Raw genomic sequence first — 18236 nt, forward strand, 5'->3', positions numbered from 1 at the left:
AGTCGTATCTGTATGCTGAAATATGACGATGATAATCCAGTTTGACGGAGACAGAGCTTACGTCTAAGAGGCTTACGCCAAGATAGTCTCTTCCTCCCACTCATTGTTTCCGGTCTTGTCGACGTGGCTGAAAATAAGAAAAAAACGATCGTTCAGGTGTTGACGGAAAGCTATGGCGATCTGGTCAAGCATCTTGCGCGCCGCTTCGGGACAGCCACGGATATTCACGACGTCGTTCAGGATACCTATCTGCGTGCCGAAAAAATGCCGCCGGATATGGATGTGCAGAATCTGCGGGCCTATGTGTTCCGGATGGCGGACAATATCGCCATCGATCATTTGCGCAGAAAAAGCGCGCAAACGCGCTATTTCGAGCCACTGGGCGATCGTGATTCACTTTGCGCAGATGCCTCGCCGGAGCAGACGGCCGATTTCCGCCAACGCATCGCCATTCTCGAAAACGTCGTTGCAAATCTTCCGCCCCGGCAGAGGGAGGTTTTTCTCATGCATAAGTTCGACGGTCTCAGCCATTCGCAGATCGCCGAGCGGCTCGGAATAACGAAAAGTGCCGTGGAAAAACTCATCATCAAGGCGCTTGCGACCGCTCGAGCCAGACTGGATGAAAGGCTGAACTGATGAAAAAGCCATGTGCGATGATGAGGTGTAGCGATTGCAGATTCGTCAACAGGGTTAAGACCGGCAATTGCCGGGAACCTCATTTCGAGAGGAAAACCCGTTGAACGGCGGTGGCTACGAACGCATATTGTCAAAACAGAAGGCGAAAGACGAAGCCCTTGCATGGTTTGTCAGGGTCAATTCGGGCGATGCGGGCGATGCCGAGTTGCGCGCCCATAGACGCTGGCTTGCGGCTTCCGATGACAACCGCGCTGAATATGAGCGCATTTCCGGTATATGGTCCGATTTCGATAAGGTGGCCGATCCGCGATTGCCGCTCACCATGCGCAAGCCGCCGCTCGGGCGCAGGCCAGGCCGCCGTGCCTTCCTTGCAGGCGGACTTGCCACCGCGGCGGGTCTTGCGGCCGTTACGGCAATTAATGGATTACCGGCCGGTTTTCTCGCCGATTACAGCACCGGCACCGGCGAGCAGCGGAGCCTGACGCTGGCGGACGGGCCTTTTTCGCTGTCGCGAAGGACGCCCATCGTCCCTTCGTCGTCGAGGCGGCTTCCGGTACGGCAACGGCGCTCGGCACCCGGTTCTCGGTGCACGAATGGGGTGGGAATGCCTCCGTGGCGGTGGAGGAAAGCGCGGTTTCAGTGACCGCGCCGGACGGGTCGTCCGCTGTCCTGAACGTGGGAGAGAGCGTCTCCTACGGCCCCGGCGGTATGCAGCAAATCGCGCGTGTCGATGTGGAAAGCGACCTGGCCTGGCGTCGCGGCAAGCTGATTTTCGAGGATCGTCCGTTGCAGCAGGTCGTCGCCGATGTGAACCGCTACCGCAGCGGTACGATTCGTATTCTCGATGCGAAGCTCATGGATCTGCGCGTGAGCGGAATTTTCAATATTGCCGAACCCGATGCGGTGCTGACCACAATAACCGAGACCTTGCCGGTCAGGGCGGTGAGGCTTACGGATTATCTCGTTTTGCTGCGTGGGACGTAATCCCGTTTTGAGTCAAAACGTCATCCGCATAATTCCTGATAATTTTTTTCATATTTAGGGTGAGGTGGAATGCCGCGGAATACGTCTTCCTTCTGAAAGCATCCCGAGCGGGCTGCAAACAGACAGGAGAGGGAGAAGGAAATGATGCGGCAAACCGGATTTCTGACCGGCGGGACCATGAAGGCGCATATGCGAAAGATGGCGATTGCCCTTCTTGCATCGTCCTCGGCTTTACTGGCGGTTACGCTTTACGCCACCCAAAGCATGGCGCAAACCGTCCCGGCCTCTTATTCGGTGCCTGCCGGTCCCCTGGGGGCTGCGATTTCGCGCTTCGGCGACAATGCCAATCTTCAGGTTCTTTATCCGGCCGATTTGGTTCGCGGCAAGCAGACGAAAGGGGTGCGTGGCAATATGAGCCGTGAGGAGGCGCTTAGCCGTCTTCTGGCAGGCACCGGCCTTTCCTATCGGTTCACATCTTCGGACACCGTCACTCTGGAACCGCTGCCGAGGGAGGGGAGCGCAGGCATTGCGCCCGATGGGTCCACCGTTCTTTCGACCATCGTGGTCAACGGGCAGGGCGAGAACGCCTGGGGCCCTGCGCAAGGCTTCGTCGCGCATCGCTCCGCGACCGCGACTAAGACCGACACGCCCATTCTGGAAACGCCGCAGACGATCAATGTGGTGACGGCACGGCAGATCGAGACGCTGAAACCCTCCAAGCTTGCGGAAACGCTGCGCTATACGCCGGGTGTGGTGACCGAATTCCAGCCAAGCACCAGCTATTTCGACCGAATCCGCATTCGCGGCTTCTACAGCATCAATAATATCTACCTTGACGGAACCCAGCTCACACCTTCGGGTACGCTCGCTGTCGCGCAGGTGGACCCGTTTCTGCTGGAGCGTGTGGAGGTTCTCAAGGGGCCCGCTTCGGTACTTTATGGCCAGAACGGTTCCGGCGGCCTGATCAATATGGTGTCCAAGCGCCCGCTGGGCAATAACGACCGCGAGATCGGCTTTAGTGTCGGCACCGACAAACACCTTGAAACGACCATAGACTGGAACGGCGTTTCCGCGGATGAAACGTTCAGCTATCGCATTGCCGGCGTCGGCCGCAGGGCCGATCTCGATTCGGACTATGGCGAGACAGAGCGCTACGCCATCGCTCCGTCTTTCACCTGGCGTCCTTCGGAGGACACGAACTGGACGGTGAGGGCGGCGTTGCAGCGCGATCCGGAAGGTAATTCGAGCAGCTATCTGCCTGCGGTCGGAACCATCCTGCCCAATATCAACGGTCAGTTTCCGCGCGGGATCTATACCTGCGATCCAACTTTCTGCGATTACGACCGCAAGCAATATTATGTCGGTTCGGATTTCAGGCACAAGCTGAACGAGGATCTGGAATTTCGCCAGAACCTGCGTTTCACCTATGTCGATGTCAATTCGACCTCCTTCAGACTCGGTGCCTTGAAAGCCGATCAGAAAACGGTCAGCCGGCCGGCGCTTAATCAGGCGGCGACCACGCGCGGCATCGCAGCCGACAACAGCCTGAAATATGATTTTGACATTGGTGATACCCGCAACGAACTGATCGCCGGTTTCGATTATCGCCGGTTTTCCTCGGACAATCTTTCACTCTCCGGAACCAATTCCAGTCTCGATCTCAATCTGTTCGATCCGGTTTACGGCAATTATAGCCTGCCCACGCTGGCGCGCCGCACTGACAACAATGTCGTGCTGGAGCAATATGGTGTTTATGCGCAAAACCAGATGTCTCTGGGCAACTGGCGCCTGCTGACCGGCCTGCGTCAGGATTGGGCGAACACCACCAACGATAATTTTCTCACCGATTTGACAACGGAAACGCGTGACGATGCCCTGACGGGCCGCGCCGGTCTCCTCTATCTCTTCGATAACGGTCTTGCGCCCTATGTCAGCTATTCGACATCGTTCGAGCCGACTTCCGGTACGGATTATTATGGCGAGACTTTCAAGCCGACCGAAGGCAAGCAATGGGAAATCGGTCTGAAATACGAACCGCAATGGTTCAATGGCGTGTCCACCGCCTCGCTCTATGATCTCAAGCGGACGAATGTGACCACGGCCGACAATGAGCATACCTGCGCGGCGGCGCCCAATCTGCCCGATTGCGGCAATTTTTCGGTACAGACCGGCGAAGTGCGTGTGCGCGGGCTGGAGCTTGAAAGCAAGATCAGCCTGACCGAGAAGGTCAATGCCTCCTTCGGCTATACCTATATGGATGCCGAGGTTACCAGCAGCAATGACGGCTATGAGGGCAACAGGACGACCAATACGCCCAATCATATGGCCTCGGCCTGGCTCGACTACACCTTCCGCGAAGGCGTTCTCGACGGCCTGACGCTGGGTGGCGGCGTGCGTTATGTCGGAAGCATGTATGCCGATGACGACAATCTCAAGCCCATTCCGGCCTATACGTTGGGCGATGCGATGCTGGCCTACGAGCTCGGCAGGCTTTCGCCCAATCTAGACGGGTCGAAACTGGCGGTGTCGGTGACTAATCTTGCCGACAAAAAAGCTGTCGGCGGCTGCACCAGCGCCAGCTATTGCGATTATGTCGACGGGCGTAGTATCATCGGTTCCCTCAATATCAAATTCTGACAGGAGCGCACCGGCGGTTCGGACGAACCGCCGGTGCCGGTGTTTACGCCATGACAGTCGATCCGGACCAGACCTCGATTGCGGCCGCAGGCCTCGATCTGGCCTATCAGACGAAAACCATCGTTCATGACGTCGGTCTTTCCATCGCGAAAGGCACGGTGACGACGCTTGTCGGCCCCAACGGGTCGGGCAAATCGACATTGCTCAAGGGGCTGGGTCGGCTGCTCGACCCTTTGGGTGGACAGGTTCTGCTCAATGGCAGGGATATTCGAGAGATGCGGACGCGCGACATCGCGCGCAGGCTCTCGATCCTGCCGCAGGGGCCGGTCGTTCCCGAGGGCCTGAATGTTCACGAACTGGTCGCCTATGGCCGTGCGCCGCATCAGGGGCTTTTCGGCCTGACGACGGAGGAAGACCGGGCGGCGGTCGAGCACGCCATGGCTATGACCGGCGTCGCACCGTGGCGCGATACGCCGGTGGATGCGCTTTCGGGCGGGCAGCGGCAGCGGGTCTGGATCGCCATGACGGTGGCGCAACAGACGCAGATCATGTTTCTCGACGAGCCGACGACCTATCTCGACATCGCGCATCAGCTCGACGTTCTCGAACTGCTGCGCAAACTCAACCGCGCGCATGGCCGCACCATCGTCATGGTGCTGCACGATCTCAATCTGGCGGCGCGCTATTCCGATCGCATCGTTGCGCTGCGCGATGGCCGCATCGTCGCCGACGGTGCACCGCGGGACGTTATCACCCCGTCGATCCTGCACCGGGTTTTCGAGATCGAGGCGGAAATACATGACGATCCCGTTTCGGGATGCCCATGGTTCGTTCCCAGACAGATCGTCCCCGCACAAAACGCCGAAGAACAGATCGTTATGGAAAGAAGTGTGCCGCAGTCAATTACCTCCGGCTGAAGCCGGAGGCTTGTAAAAGCAAGCCCGGTTGACCAGGGAAAGCGGTAGCCAACCCGCTACGTTGATAACAGGTCGCCAAGACTCACCGCCAAATGCTTCCTCAGTTTGGCGCTCTGAAAGGTCAGGATCATGCTGGCGCAGGGTAAAACGCCGAAGGTCTTGATCGCTGCCGATAGCCATATCGTTGGCAGGAGCCGGTTATCAACCTTCCCGAGGGGAGACGGGGCGAAAGCCCTGCGACACCAGGCCCGTAAGGGCATTGATTAGGAGGAAATCGCATGGCGGTTTTCGTATGGGATAAACACAAGCGGCCACTGATGCCGTGCAGCGAAAAGCGCGCCCGGTTGCTGTTGGCGCGTGGTCGTGCCGTGGTACATAAGCGCTATCCGTTCACGATCCGGCTGAAAGATCGGGTGGGTGGTGACACGCAACCGCTTCGCCTGGGCATCGACCCTGGCAGCAAAACGACCGGGCTGGCGTTGATGCGTGAAACGGACAGCACCGAATCAGACGGCCCGCAACGGCATGTATTGTGCTTATTTGACCTGGTGCATCGTGGCTATCAGATCAAGAAGTCACTGGAGCAGCGCCGTGGCTTTCGGCGGCGTCGCCGGTCAAAGAATCTGCGTTATCGCGCCCCGCGCTTCAACAATCGCACCAAGCCCAAAGGCTGGCTGGCCCCCAGCCTGCAACATCGAGTGGATACGGTCATGGCCTGGGTAGAACGACTCAGCAAGCTAGCCCCCGTCACGGCCATCAGCCAGGAGTTGGTGCGCTTTGATACCCAGAAGCTCGACAACCCGGAGATTAGCGGGGTCGAGTACCAGCAAGGTACTTTGCTGGGCTACGAGGTACGCGAGTACCTGCTGGCAAAATGGGGCCGTGAGTGTGCCTATTGTGGCACCGGCGACACACCGCTGGAGATTGAGCATGTGGTGCCGCGTTCACGCGGTGGTTCCAACCGGGTCAGCAACTTGACCCTTAGCTGCCACCCCTGCAATCAGGCTAAGGGTTCGCTGCCGTTGGCGGACTTTTTCTCCCGTGACAAGGGGCTGAGAAAACGCCTCAAGGCTAACGGCTTATCAGCGGACGCACGGCTGGAGCGGGTACAACGCCAGCTCAAGCAACCGCTGCGCGATGCCAGTGCGGTTAATGCCACGCGCTGGGCACTGTTTAATGCGCTTAAAACGACGGGACTGCCGGTGGCAGTCGCCAGCGGTGGTCGCACTAAATACAACCGTCAGCGACTCGGCATTCCTAAGACTCACGCCCTGGATGCGGCTTGTGTGGGCGCTTTCGGCAGGTTGCACGACTGGACAGCCCCGACGCTAACGATCAAATGCACCGGGCGCGGCAACTACCAGCGCACCCGCTTGACGAAATATGGTTTTCCGCGTGGCTATCTGATGCGCCAGAAGCAGGTGCGGGGCTTTCAAACCGGCGACATAGTGAAAGCCGTGGTGCCTAGCGGCAAAAAGGCCGGTACCTATACGGGCCGCGTCGCGGTGCGCAAAACCGGCAGTTTCAATATCCAGACCGACCAGGGTGCCGTGCAGGGCATTTCGCACAAACACTGCACCGTGATACAACGCGGTGATGGCTACGGCTATCACCTCACCCCGACTATTCACCAACTAAAAGGAGGAGCGGGACAGGCGGTGGCGTAACCGAGTCGCTCTGCGAGCGACGCGCTATCCCTCCCGGCACTAGAAGTACCGGGTATCCCGCGCAAAATCTGATGATGATGTCGAGAAGAAGCTTCGCTTGCGGGCTTGCCGCCTTCGCCGCCTTCGCCGCATCCACGCAAGGGGCTTTTGCGGCGCGCGTCTGTGCGGTGAGCGAACTGGGTGAAACATGCCTGGCGCAGCCGGCGCGGCGGGTGGTGGCGCTTGACCAGCAGAGTGCGGAATTTCTTCTGGCGCTGGGCCTGCAACCGGTCGGAATGACGGGCCCCGCCAATTATCGCCGCTTCACCGGCGATGCCGAGCCCCGGCTTTCGGACGAGGTGACCGATCTCGGTCTGTCTTCCGCACCCAATATCGAACTCATCATGGCGCTTGAGCCGGATCTGATCCTCGGCAGCGCCAACAGCATCCAGAAAAGTCGCACCCTGCTTGGCGAAATCGCGCCGGTGGCGGCATTCCTTTCCTATCCAGCCGGAAAACCCGACCAGATGGCGAATATGGTCGAGACGCTGCGTGCCGTCGCGCGTCTGACGGGACGGGAAGCGGAATGCGGCGATTTCCTCGCGTCTCTCGATGAAACGCTTGCGGAAATGAAGCAAAGTGTCGTCGCGAAAGGGCTGGACAAGCGTCCTGTCGTGCTGGGCAATGTCAATGCCGGCGTCACAGGGGCCGAAATCATGCTCTTCAATCGCAATGCGCTGCCGGCGCAGCTTTTGCAGCGTTGCGGCTTCGCCTATGCCTATGATGACGACCGCTATCTCGAAAAAGGCTTCAACGTCACCACCGCCGAAACGCTGATCGCCTTGCAGGATGCCGATTTTCTCTACATGCCCTTCAATGAGAAGGGTGTGGCCAATCTCATGGCGACGCCGGTGTGGCGCAATCTGCGTTTCGTGCGCGAGAACCGCTTTCAGCCCATTCCCTACCGGCTGATCCACAACGGCCCGCTGAGCGCGCGGCTGTTTCTGCGCGATGTCCGCAAGGCGCTTCTGACGTGAGCGTGCCGCGGCAATGCTTGCGCGAACTGGGCATGATCGGGGCGGGCGTCATGGCGCTCGTCGCCGCTTTCGCGCTCAATATGGCGCATGGCGAGGCCCGGATCGGGGTTGGCGACATCATCCGCTCCTTTGCGTATAATGACGATCTGCTGCGCGACGTCGTCAGCGGCTTTCGCCTGCCGCGCGCCACCATAGGGGTGCTTGCGGGCAGCGCCTTCGCCGTCTCCGGCGCGCTCATGCAGAGCATCCTGCGCAATCCGATGGTGTCGCCGGGCATTCTCGGCATCAGCGCGGGAAGTTTTTTCTTCATTGCGCTGGCCACCATATTCGCACCGGCCCTGATCGTTTTCATGCCCATCGCCGTCGCGGTCTGCGGCGGTCTGGTTGCCGTGCTGATGGTCTATCTGCTGGCGGGCGGGTTTCGCGCCACGCCGCTGCGCATTCTTCTTGCTGGACTGATCGTCGCCATGACGATTTCAAGCATAACCGGCGCGCTGCTGCTGCTCTACGAGAGCGAGGCGCGGTTTCTCATTACCTGGAGTGCGGGTTCGCTGCGGCAGAACGGCTGGAGCAATGTGCAACTCGTCTGGCCATGGATCGTCCTCTGCCTCATTGCGGCTTTCACGCTGTCGCGCGCATATGATATTGCCCGGCTCGGCGAGGATACGGCCAGAAGCCTCGGACAGAAACACGCATTGCTCGTCACCGCGACCCTGATCGTCGTGCTGGTGCTGACGGGCGCTTCCGTCGCCGCCACCGGTCCCATCGGCTTCGTCGGTCTTGTCGCGCCGCATCTGGTCAAGCTTGCGGGGGTCAGACGGCATGCCGCGCTGATACCGGCCGCGGCACTCTGGGGCAGCAGCCTGTTGCTTGCCGCCGACAGCATCACCTACATGCTTGGAAGCCTGACCAGCGCACCGCCCGTGGGGGCCATTACGGCAGCCCTCGGTGCGCCATGGCTTCTGTGGCTCGTCCTGCGCCGCAGCCGGGGCGGGCAGATGAATGCGGCTTCATCGCTCGATTTCGGCCGAGCCGGACATGTTTCCCCCACGATCCTGCTTTTGACCCTTCTGCTCCTCATCGGCCTCACGCTGCTTGCGGGTCTCATGTTCGTCGGCGGTCTGCCGCTGTCGGGAATGCAGGTCATGCAGGCACTCTCCGGCAAGGCTGCGCCGCTCATGCAGAAGATCGTCTGGGACATGCGTGGCCCGCGTATTCTCGCAGCCTGTCTTGCCGGTGCGGGTTTCGCCCTTGCCGGCGCGCTTTTTCAGGCAGCATTGCGCAATCCTCTGGCGGATTCGTCGATTGTCGGGGTCAATGGCGGGGCGACGGCAGGCATTCTTCTCATGGTGGCGCTGTTTCCCGCAGCAAGCGCGACGGGCATCGGCATGGCGGCACTTGCCGGTGGAATGCTTGCGGCGGCCACCGTCTATATCCTTGCATGGCGCACGAGGCTGACACCGACCTTTCTCATCCTGATCGGCATTTCCGTTTCCGCCCTTTGCGGCGCATTCGTGCAGATACTGGTCATGCAGACCCGCTTTACCGACAATCCGATGGTGTGGCTCATCGGCGGACTTTACGGGGCCAACTGGTCCACGGTGCAGATATTGTTTCCCACGCTTCTTGCCGGTTTCATCTGTGCGATGCTGGTGGCGACGAAACTCGAACTGCTTTCGCTCGGCGACATCACGGCGCGCAGCCTTGGTGCTGCGATCGCGCCCGTCAGGCTCGCCGCCGGAGCGACGGGCGTCACGGTTGCCGCCATCTGCGTTTCGCAGACCGGGCCTGTCGGCTATGTCGGCCTGCTGGCGCCGCATCTGGCGCGGTTTTTATGCGGCCATTCCCTGCGCGCGGTCTTGCCCGTTTCGGTGCTGGTCGGTGCGCTTCTTCTCGGGCTCGCCGATATTGCTGCCCGGCTCGTCATTGCGCCGGGGGAACTGCCCGCAGGCTCCGTCATTGCGCTGATCGGCGCCCCTTATCTCATCTATCTTATCCGCCGGAGTATGCGCACATGAGCCATCCGAACCGACAGCTTCATTTCAATTCCTGTATCGATCATCTCGATCTGGCATGGCGCATTGCGGGGGATATGCCGTCCCGTCTTTTCGATATGCGCCAGCTTGAGGAGCGTGCGCAACTGGCCGAGAAAGGGCTGATGGACGCCATGTTCATCGCCGATTTCTACACCTACCGTCCGGGCTTTTCGCTGGAACCCATAGCCCTTCTTTCAGCACTTTCCACGGTGACCAGGCATATCGGGCTGATCGCCTCCGTTTCGACCACCTATAACGAGCCTTATAATCTCGCGCGCATGTTCGCAGGCCTCGACCGCCTCAGCAATGGCCGCGCGGGCTGGAACATGGTGACGACGGCCATCGGCACGGTCGCCGCCAATTACAGCCGCGACGAACATCTCGAACACGATACGCGATACGAGCGTGCCCATGAGGTGATCGAGGTCGTAACCGCGCTGTGGGACAGCCTCGATGAAGATGCGCTCTCCTGTACGCCTGAGGGCATGCTCCACGCCTCACCCGGGAACGTTCCGGCCCTCGATCATCGTGGAAAATGGTTCGAGGTTCAGGGGCCGCTCGACATACCGCGCCCCATACAGGGCAGCCCGGTGCGCATGCAGGCGGGTTCGTCGCAGGCGGGACGGGATTTCGGCGCACGCTGGGCGGAAGTCATCTTCACCGCCCAGCCGGTCCTTTCCATCGCACAGGAATTTTATGCCGATATTCGCCGCCGCATGGCCGCTTTCGGACGCACGCCCGATCAACTCAATATCCTGCCGGGCCTGATGCCGATCGTTGCGAAAACCCGCACGGAGGCCGAAGCCCTTCTGGCGGCGCGACAGGGCGCGGGTGAAAATGCGGGCGCGCGCATGAAGGAAATGGTCGGCATCGACCTTTCGCAATTGCCGCCCGACGAGCCGATCCCTCTCGATCTGCTGCCCGAGCAGGGATTCACCAACGGAATGCGTGGAAGATCGGATCTTTATCTCGACATGATCCGCAAGCATCGCCTGACCCCGCGTCAGGTGCTGCAACAGGGCGCGCATCTGGCTTTCGCTGGAACGCCGCTTGAGACGGCCGACCTCATCAGCGAATGGTTTACGGGCTTTGCCTGCGACGGCTTCACGCTGATGTGGCCTTCTCTTGAGGCGAATATCCTGTTTGTCGAAGAAGTGGTCCCCATCCTGCAACGGCGCGGTTTCTATCGCACCCGCTATGCGGGAACGACGCTGCGCGACCATTTCGGTCTGGCGCGCCCCGACAACCGGCGCTTCGCTGCAAAGGGACATTGAAAATATGAAACAGCTTCATTTCAATTATATTCTCGGGCCGGAAAGTCTCGCCGCGGTGGATGGCGTTTCCGCGCGTCCCGGCGCTCTCCAAACTCTCCTGACACTGGCGAAACGCGCCGAATCGGGCGGGATCGACGCGCTCGTCTTCAGGGATGCGAACAATGCGGGCCTGGTGCGGGAAGGATGTGCATTCCTTCCATACGAGCCGTTTACGGCTTTTGCGGCGCTGGCGGCTGCAACCGATCGCATCGGTCTTGCCGCCGCCGTCTCCCCGCGCACCAGCCAGCCCTATAACGTTGCGCGGCGGCTTGCGACCATCGATCATATCAGCCGGGGCAGGGCTGGCTGGCACATCACGCCGTCGGCAGATCAGCAACAGGAGCAATATGGCGATTTGAGCCGTCCGCCTGTCGAGGCCGTTGCCGCACGGGATGCGGAATTTCTCGAAGTGGTCCACCAGTTATGGGATAGCTGGTCCCCGGATGCCATCGTCATACGTTCTGACGGGCGAGTGAAAGTCAACGGAGAGGGGAACGGCCCCATCGACCATCGTGGACACTATTTTTCGGTCAAGGGGCCGCTGGACGTTCCGCGCCCGCCGCAGGGCAGGCCGGTCTTGTTTCACAGCGTGGTGACGGAGGATGACATGGATATGGCGGCGCGCTTTGCCGATGTCGTGATTGCCGAGGCGATGGACCTCGAAGCGACCGCAAAATTCGCGGACGAGATGAGCCTCCGCCTGAAAAGCCATGCAAGGGATCGCGCAGACGTGCGGATCATGCCCGTTCTAGGTTCTACCAACACCTGCACCGCGGAAGCTGTGACCGAGAGGATCACCCAGTGGCATGGTGCTGGAATCATTGACGGCTTCAGCCTTGCCGGAACATGCCTGAACGGTTTTATAGACGAGGTCATGCCGCTTTTGCGGCAGGCCGGTATGTTACCGGAAAAGACAGGCCCATCCACCTTGCGTGAGAGGCTCGGTCTGAAAAATTTATACATGGAATAGGTGCACGATCCGGTCCCGGTACCCTCCGCCTGATCCCCTGGCCGATGGGTGTACATAATCTTGCGAAATTACACTCCGACACGCAGCTCTTCCAGAGTCTGTCTGGTTCATTATGACCCAGACAGACTCTGGGTTCTTTTGTTTTCGTTTTTCTTTTCGGGAAAACGGGTTCCACTTTTCCCAGTCTTTCCGTTTACGACCGAAATACACGCCCCTTGCTTCGTATATGTGAGACACGAGGGCGATCATGCAGCGACGGCGGCTGCGCTTGAAGCATGGCCCTTTTCCGTTTCCAAATTTGCCGGTCTCGTTAAATCTTCAGCGCCAGTGAGCGCGCATTGTTGATGTGGACCGTTATCGCATCCATTGCCAATTGCGGAGTGCGCGTTTCAATGGCTTCCAGCACTTTCAGATGCTCTTCCATGACAGGAATGACGCGGCCAGCGATGCGAAAACGCTCCTGATTGATGAGACGCATCTTGATATTGTTGGTCTGATATTTACGCCAAATGATTTCGTTGTTCAGCGAACCGATGATCGTATCGTGCAGGTTCCAGTCGATATGTTCCCTGCGCAGGGACAGCAAGATTTCCGCTGACGCCTCCTGACAGAAAACAGCGACAACTTCCCGCTCAATGAAAAGACGAAATTGAAATGCCTCACGAATGAGATTGAGGTCGACATGCGCGATCTGTAAACCGCGTTGTGGCACCGTCTTGATAAGGCCCTCCACCTCCAAGCGAGGAATAAGCTCCCGTATCGCGCCGAGCGGAAGCCCTGTTATACTGACAAGTTGCCGTTGCGAAACGAACTGGCCGGGATGAAAATCGCCCGCCAGCAAGAGTTTGATGAAACTCTCATATGCCCGATGTCTTGACTGGACTGTCGCGGTCTTATCACTCACTCACGCTTCTCCTGCGGATCGCCAAACATGCACGTCGGCAAAAAATACCTGCCGCCCCATTCAAACCTTGTGCGCAGTAGCCGATTATTCCATACACACAGCATGACATGTTAACGCTAAATCAAACATAGCACAGGTCTGAGTCAGTTTGGCAAACCCATTGAAGAGACTTTTTATATCGTTTTGATCAGCGAGCCTATTTTCCGGTCTGTCTCCTGCAGCAGGATGAAGGCTTCGAATTTGACATCGTGGAACCTTGAGATCTCTCCGCCCTACGGCTCGGGGATTTCCTTGAGGTGGAAAAGTTACCCCAACTGCATTATGCCGGCGGTGAGGGTATCTGATTAAGCTGCTTCCTGCAAAAGTTTAGCAAACACCTCTGCGGGTGTCTTAAATCCAAGACACTTGCGCGGGGTCGCATTGAGCTTATGGGCGAGGGCGGTTAACTGAGCCTGGCTGACCTGCGCCAGATCCGTATTGCTGGGTAAATACCGTCGGATGCGCTTGTTGATGTTCTCAATAGTGCATTTTTGCCAGGGTGAATTTGGATCACAAAACCAGCTTCTTGCCCCCATTCCATCCTCCAAAGCCCTATAACCCATAAACTCGGAACCACGATCAAAGGTAAAACTGCGGCGTGCATGATAAGGCAGCGCTGCAAAGGCCTGAATGATTTTGTTCATGATAGGCTTTGAGTGCCGACTGCTGTTTTTAATGATGACGAAGTAACGACTTTTGCGTTCAACAAGTGTCATGACATTGGCTTCTCCGAGGTCACGATCAAAGATGATCAAATCACCCTCCCAATTGCCGAATTGCAGACGATTGCCAATAAAATCAGGACGTTGATGAATGCGAAACGCTTCTGGAATGCGGGAGCTGCGCGATCTTCTGGTGCCGCGTGGGCAGCGCTTTGTGCGCATCTCGGCCAGATGCTCATACAGCTTTAACCCATATTCTTCCTTTGAGTAAATGAAGCGATAGATCGTTTCTGCGCATAGACGTATCGCGCTCAGACCATGGCTAATCAGTCGGCCGCAGATCTGCTCTGGTGACCAGTGTGCTTCCAATTGTTCAATGACGAACTTGCGCAGCTCTGGGTAACGTCTGAGCTTGCGCAACCGCGTTCTGCGGTCTTTGCTGATGTTGTCGGCAAAAACACTATGATAGCCATTATAGTCTGGAATCTCGGCATCCCAAAAGCTGTTGCGCTTGATCTCGCGATAGATCGTCGAGCGATGACGGCCCATCAGCCGCGCAATATCGCCGAGAGGGAGTTTAAGCTGTTTCAGCTCAAATAACCGGCGACGTTCCGCCAATGTGATCTGTGAGTAGCAATTCGACATCCAATTTCCTCCATGGCTAACCACATGAATTCATTGGCATGTTGCAGTTTAAAATAGAATGTACCCCGGTTATATAATGTGTTTTGGCAAGTTAGGGATACGCTATCTCCAGCAAGATAGAGATGCGACAGGTGCTGACGTTCAGCCCCCATTCCGAGAGGCTGGTCAGAGTTGCAAGCGAGGAATGGGGGCGGGTCGATAGGTGCCCTTCGGCTTTAGCTCTGAGAGTGCCAAATGTCATTGATCTGGCCATTTCACTCCGTAGCAGCCAACCGAGCCAACGCTTTTTCCCGGCGCGCAATAACGTCAGGATCGTTCATGTAAGCGGTGCGCGATTTGCGCTCGCGCTTCTGATACCCGTTCCCGACACTGCCATCAGGCACGCCAAACAAATGGTTCGTCTGACCTGTGCGACGGGGACCGCTCTGGCTGCGTTGCAGTTCCCGGCCTGCCTGCATCTCGGCCACAATCGAAAGCATGTCATCCAGTCGCTTGTTCTCGACAACAGGCGAGCGATGAACAGAACGAAGCTTGTCGAATGTTCTGTAGGGCAGGGTGTCCGTACCATACATGATCTCCAGACGGCCATCCGGATAGTCGCAGACAATCACCTTTTGTCGAGCCAGCCGCTTTGCAAACTCCGTCGGCTCCAGGATGAACAGCACCTTGTCGTAACGCAGTGTCAGTGTTTGCGACAGTGTCCGTACTTCCTTCCGGCACATCGCACCATCGATGTTCTCATGCGCGGCCAGCGGTCGATGCATATCCTTAGGATTGCGCGGCTCCTTGCCAAAACGAGCATTGAAGTCTGCAATATATTCCGGCGTGTGAGGTCAGGCTGAAGCGCGACTTTTCGGTTTGAGTTTACGCAAAACGATGTCTGTTTGCGAAGAGTTTCTGCCGAAAGACTTCTGCAGGTGTTTTGTACCCTAAACATTTGCGCGGTGTATTGTTGAGGCGATGACAGATGAATGCGAGGTCTCGATCACTGAGGGTAAGTGGATCAAGGTCTCGGGGGAGCCAACGTCTTGTGCGGGGTCGGTTCCGGCTGGGGGCGAAATGACACCCTAAGCGGCACACAGCAACGATGAGGCGATTGCGGACTTACTCAAGCTTGGCCGCGTTTCTCTGCGAGCCAAAGTTTCAGCAGCCCAGCGACCCGCCCAAGGTCGCCGTTGACCTTGGCCAAGTCCGCAACGGCGGCCAGGTCAACGACCGACCTTATTGGGGTGTTCAACCCAAGGGCGCGCAGGTAGCCCGAACGGGACATGCCCGCTTCTTCGGCGCGCTCTGTGATGGTCGCTTTCTCGTCGTCTGTCACCCACACCTCTATCGGCTTACCGCGCCGCCGAGGCTGGGCCTTTTCTTTGGTGTTCTCTGGCATTGCCTGCGCTCCTGTTGTTGCTTTTCGCTCTTAGACGCGGCAGCGGCTGTGGGCCTCGCAGAGCAAGATACCGTTGAGCCGAAGGCGAATAAGGGGCGGTGTTGGATGGGGACGGGCTTGCCCGTACCCGTACAACACATATCTTGCCGTCTAGTTCTATGCAATTGTATGCGACAGTAGCTAAACGATCCACCCAGAACCGGCCCAAAGGCCGGAAAAGCCGACGAATCGCATAGAATCGCATATCATCGCGTACAATCGCATTAAATGGCTTGCTCAATCGCATAGAATCGCGTACAGTCGCACTGATTCGCGCAGAATCGCATTAGCGTGTATGATGGGCCGTCCGCGATTGAGTCGCGGCGGTCAATAGGAGGAAACAGGCATGGCAGACACGCCTAGCAGCAAGCCCCGCCGGGGCGCGGGACGTGTCGCGTTTCTGGCTCGCCTCGATCAGTTCAAGACGCTGATCGAGGCCGGTAACGAACAGCGCACGGTCTATGACGACTGCGGCGGCGAGGATGAACTAGGTATCAGCTACTCCCAGTTCAACCGTTACGTCGTCCGGTACATCACGGGAGCAAAAGACGATGGACACCAAAGGAAAGGCGCAGGGCAAATCACCCCGCAAAGCCCCTCCCCGGCCGCTACAGGGGCCGCAGGAGGACAAGCAGGGGGCAAGCCTGCCCCAGCAGCTAAACCCGGCTCAAAACGCCCCGGATTCGAGCACAACCCAAACAGCGGAAATAACCGCGACGACCTTATCAGTTAGCGCGGAAAACCTCGTACTTTTAGTGCGAGGATGGATAGCGCGGCGTCCGCCAGGACGCCTTGTGTTTTGCATCCTTACAATATTTCGTCTAAAGTGTAAAGCATGAAAGCCGAACGCGCCTACCAATACCGCTTCTATCCCACGCCTGAGCAAGCAGCCTTGCTGGCGCGGACGTTTGGGTGCGTGCGGTTTGTCTGGAACGCGGTGCTGCGCTATCGCACCGACGCGTTTTATCAGCGTCAGGAAAAGATCGGCTATAACGATGCCAGCGCGTTCCTAACACAGTTAAAGAAGCAGCCGGACACCGCCTTTCTAGCCGAGGTTAGTTCGGTGCCACTGCAACAATGCTTGCGCCATCAACAAAGTGCGTTCAAGCATTTCTTTGCCAAGCGGGCGCGGTACCCCAGCTTTAAATCGAAGAAGCACCGGCAGTCAGCCACCTTTGCCAGTTCGGCATTTTCGTACCGTGACGGGCAGATCACGCTCGCCAAGTGCCGTGAACCGCTAAACATCCGCTGGAGCCGCGACCTGCCTGCGGCACCGAGCACAGTGACGGTATCCAAGGATGCAGCAGGCCGTTACTTCATTAGCTGTCTGTGCAAGGTAGACACTGAGGCGCTGCCAATTACGTTCAAGATGGTCGGTATCGACCTGGGGATCAAAGACCTGTTCGTGACCAGTGACGGCCATCGGGTGAATAATCCCCGCCACACTGCCCGCTATGCCCGAAAGCTAGCGAAGGCGCAGCGGCGCCTCAGCCGTAAGCAAAAAGGCTCGAACAACCGAGCCAAGGCACGGTTAAAGGTCGCTCGCTGTCACGCCAAGATCGCTGACACGCGCCGTGACCACCTGCATAAACTCACCCGCCAGATCGTTAACGAGAACCAAGTGATTGCAGCGGAGAGTTTGCAGGTGAAGAACATGGTCAAAAACCGCCATCTCTCTAACGCCATCAGTGATGTTGGCTGGGGGGAGTTGGTTCGCCAGCTTGACTACAAGGCGGCCTGGGCGGGAAGGCAGTTTGTCCAGATTGATCGCTGGTACCCAAGCTCAAAACGCTGCCATAGCTGCGGCTTTGTGCTGGAATCACTACCGCTGAATGTTCGCACCTGGGACTGCCCAGATTGCGGTACTCAGGGCATCGACCGCGACGTGAATGCGGCCCGCAACATTCTGCAAGCAGGCACCGCGCTATTAGCCGGTGCAGATGGTTGAAAGATCATACCGAGGGGCACTCGGGAATGTACGCCTGTGGAGTTTGTGTAAGACCAGCAGTGCCAAGGCATTGAAGGCAACGAACATCGAAGCAGGAACCAGGAAGGTAACGACCTGGGAATCCCCTTCCTTTCCGCCGCAAGGCGGCAGCGCAAGCTGAGGGAGGGGAGGATGTCAAATGCTGTCGGTGCCAGCACGCTGGTACAGTAGGTGTATTCCGGAGGGTGTTCAAAACTTTGTGTCAGTTTGGTCATTATAGGTCGATATGACCGTCCAGGCGTTTTGGGAAATGTATCGCCATTTGCGACAGCGTCAGGTTCCAATTTTGCACAGGGTGAGTCCAGCGTTCAGAGGCCTTGAGAATACCCGCATACAGCAGTTTCAACAGGCTATTTTCGTTGGCAAACCCACCCTTGGTCTTGGTGAGTTTTCGGAACTG

Annotated in this window: 14 protein-coding genes and 5 pseudogenes; 13 read left to right on the top strand and 6 right to left on the bottom strand. The window is 58.0% G+C overall.

Annotated elements, in window-relative coordinates:
• The first annotated feature begins 123 nt into the window (after nt 1–123).
• The 11 genes and pseudogenes from INT20_RS15970 (at nt 124) to INT20_RS16010 (ending at nt 12176) form a co-directional block, all read left to right on the top strand.
• Nucleotides 124–636 (top strand): RNA polymerase sigma factor, encoded by a 513-nt coding sequence (locus INT20_RS15970; protein ID WP_193057283.1) that lies wholly within the window; start codon nt 124–126, stop codon nt 634–636.
• Nucleotides 637–763: 127 nt separating this feature from the next.
• A pseudogene (locus tag INT20_RS18400) lies at nt 764–892 on the top strand (FecR/PupR family sigma factor regulator); the annotation flags it as partial.
• Nucleotides 893–1059: 167 nt separating this feature from the next.
• Nucleotides 1060–1212: pseudogene (locus INT20_RS18405) on the top strand (hypothetical protein); the annotation flags it as partial.
• A 36-nt stretch (nt 1213–1248) separates the two neighbouring features.
• A complete protein-coding gene (locus INT20_RS18145; RefSeq protein WP_264298799.1) occupies nt 1249–1620 on the top strand; it encodes a FecR family protein in 372 nt (123 codons plus the stop codon).
• A 141-nt stretch (nt 1621–1761) separates the two neighbouring features.
• Nucleotides 1762–4257: a TonB-dependent siderophore receptor gene (locus INT20_RS15980; protein WP_192539794.1), complete on the top strand. Its 2496-nt coding sequence runs from the start codon at nt 1762–1764 to the stop codon at nt 4255–4257.
• A gap of 50 nt (nt 4258–4307) precedes the next feature.
• Nucleotides 4308–5174, top strand: coding sequence for an ABC transporter ATP-binding protein (locus INT20_RS15985; RefSeq protein WP_192539795.1), 867 nt, complete (start codon nt 4308–4310; stop codon nt 5172–5174).
• Nucleotides 5175–5452: 278 nt separating this feature from the next.
• Nucleotides 5453–6841, top strand: a complete 1389-nt coding sequence (gene iscB, locus INT20_RS15990; protein ID WP_193054916.1) for an RNA-guided endonuclease IscB — start codon at nt 5453–5455, stop codon at nt 6839–6841.
• A 71-nt stretch (nt 6842–6912) separates the two neighbouring features.
• Nucleotides 6913–7857 (top strand): ABC transporter substrate-binding protein, encoded by a 945-nt coding sequence (locus tag INT20_RS15995; protein WP_193057284.1) that lies wholly within the window; start codon nt 6913–6915, stop codon nt 7855–7857.
• Entirely contained in the window at nt 7854–9875 is a 2022-nt protein-coding gene (locus tag INT20_RS16000) for an iron ABC transporter permease (RefSeq protein WP_193057285.1), read from the top strand. The genes INT20_RS15995 and INT20_RS16000 overlap by 4 nt, the downstream gene beginning before the upstream one ends.
• Nucleotides 9872–11167, top strand: coding sequence for an NtaA/DmoA family FMN-dependent monooxygenase (locus INT20_RS16005; protein ID WP_192539742.1), 1296 nt, complete (start codon nt 9872–9874; stop codon nt 11165–11167). Before INT20_RS16000 ends, INT20_RS16005 begins: the two co-directional genes overlap by 4 nt.
• Before the next feature lie 4 nt (nt 11168–11171).
• Nucleotides 11172–12176: an LLM class flavin-dependent oxidoreductase gene (locus INT20_RS16010; protein ID WP_192539743.1), complete on the top strand. Its 1005-nt coding sequence runs from the start codon at nt 11172–11174 to the stop codon at nt 12174–12176.
• A gap of 310 nt (nt 12177–12486) precedes the next feature.
• On the opposite strand, the gene INT20_RS18315 is transcribed toward INT20_RS16010, so the two are convergent.
• The 5 genes and pseudogenes from INT20_RS18315 to INT20_RS16030 all read right to left on the bottom strand — a co-directional run bounded on the left by INT20_RS18315 (nt 12487) and on the right by INT20_RS16030 (nt 15810).
• The gene (locus INT20_RS18315) at nt 12487–13080 is read right to left on the bottom strand and encodes a GntR family transcriptional regulator (protein WP_192539744.1); all 594 of its coding nucleotides are present in this window, start codon (nt 13078–13080) and stop codon (nt 12487–12489) included.
• A 344-nt stretch (nt 13081–13424) separates the two neighbouring features.
• The gene (locus INT20_RS16020) at nt 13425–14426 is read right to left on the bottom strand and encodes an IS30 family transposase (RefSeq protein WP_193054202.1); all 1002 of its coding nucleotides are present in this window, start codon (nt 14424–14426) and stop codon (nt 13425–13427) included.
• Between the two features lie 254 nt (nt 14427–14680).
• A pseudogene (locus INT20_RS16025) lies at nt 14681–15256 on the bottom strand (ISNCY family transposase); the annotation flags it as partial.
• A gap of 34 nt (nt 15257–15290) precedes the next feature.
• Nucleotides 15291–15461 (bottom strand): annotated as a pseudogene (locus tag INT20_RS18150) (IS30 family transposase); the annotation flags it as partial.
• 73 nt (nt 15462–15534) lie between these two features.
• Nucleotides 15535–15810, bottom strand: coding sequence for a plasmid mobilization protein (locus INT20_RS16030; protein WP_225736347.1), 276 nt, complete (start codon nt 15808–15810; stop codon nt 15535–15537).
• Nucleotides 15811–16195: 385 nt separating this feature from the next.
• Between INT20_RS16030 and INT20_RS16035 the strand changes: the two genes are divergently transcribed.
• Complete coding sequence (locus INT20_RS16035) at nt 16196–16582, top strand: TraK family protein (RefSeq protein WP_192539748.1); 387 nt, start codon at nt 16196–16198, stop codon at nt 16580–16582.
• Nucleotides 16583–16684: 102 nt separating this feature from the next.
• Nucleotides 16685–17797: an RNA-guided endonuclease InsQ/TnpB family protein gene (locus tag INT20_RS16040; RefSeq protein WP_074211468.1), complete on the top strand. Its 1113-nt coding sequence runs from the start codon at nt 16685–16687 to the stop codon at nt 17795–17797.
• Between the two features lie 253 nt (nt 17798–18050).
• Here INT20_RS16040 and INT20_RS16045 read toward each other — a convergent pair.
• Nucleotides 18051–18236 (bottom strand): annotated as a pseudogene (locus tag INT20_RS16045) (IS256 family transposase); the annotation flags it as partial.

This window comes from Halomonas citrativorans, from assembly GCF_014898005.1.
Lineage (GTDB): Bacteria > Pseudomonadota > Gammaproteobacteria > Pseudomonadales > Halomonadaceae > Vreelandella > Vreelandella citrativorans.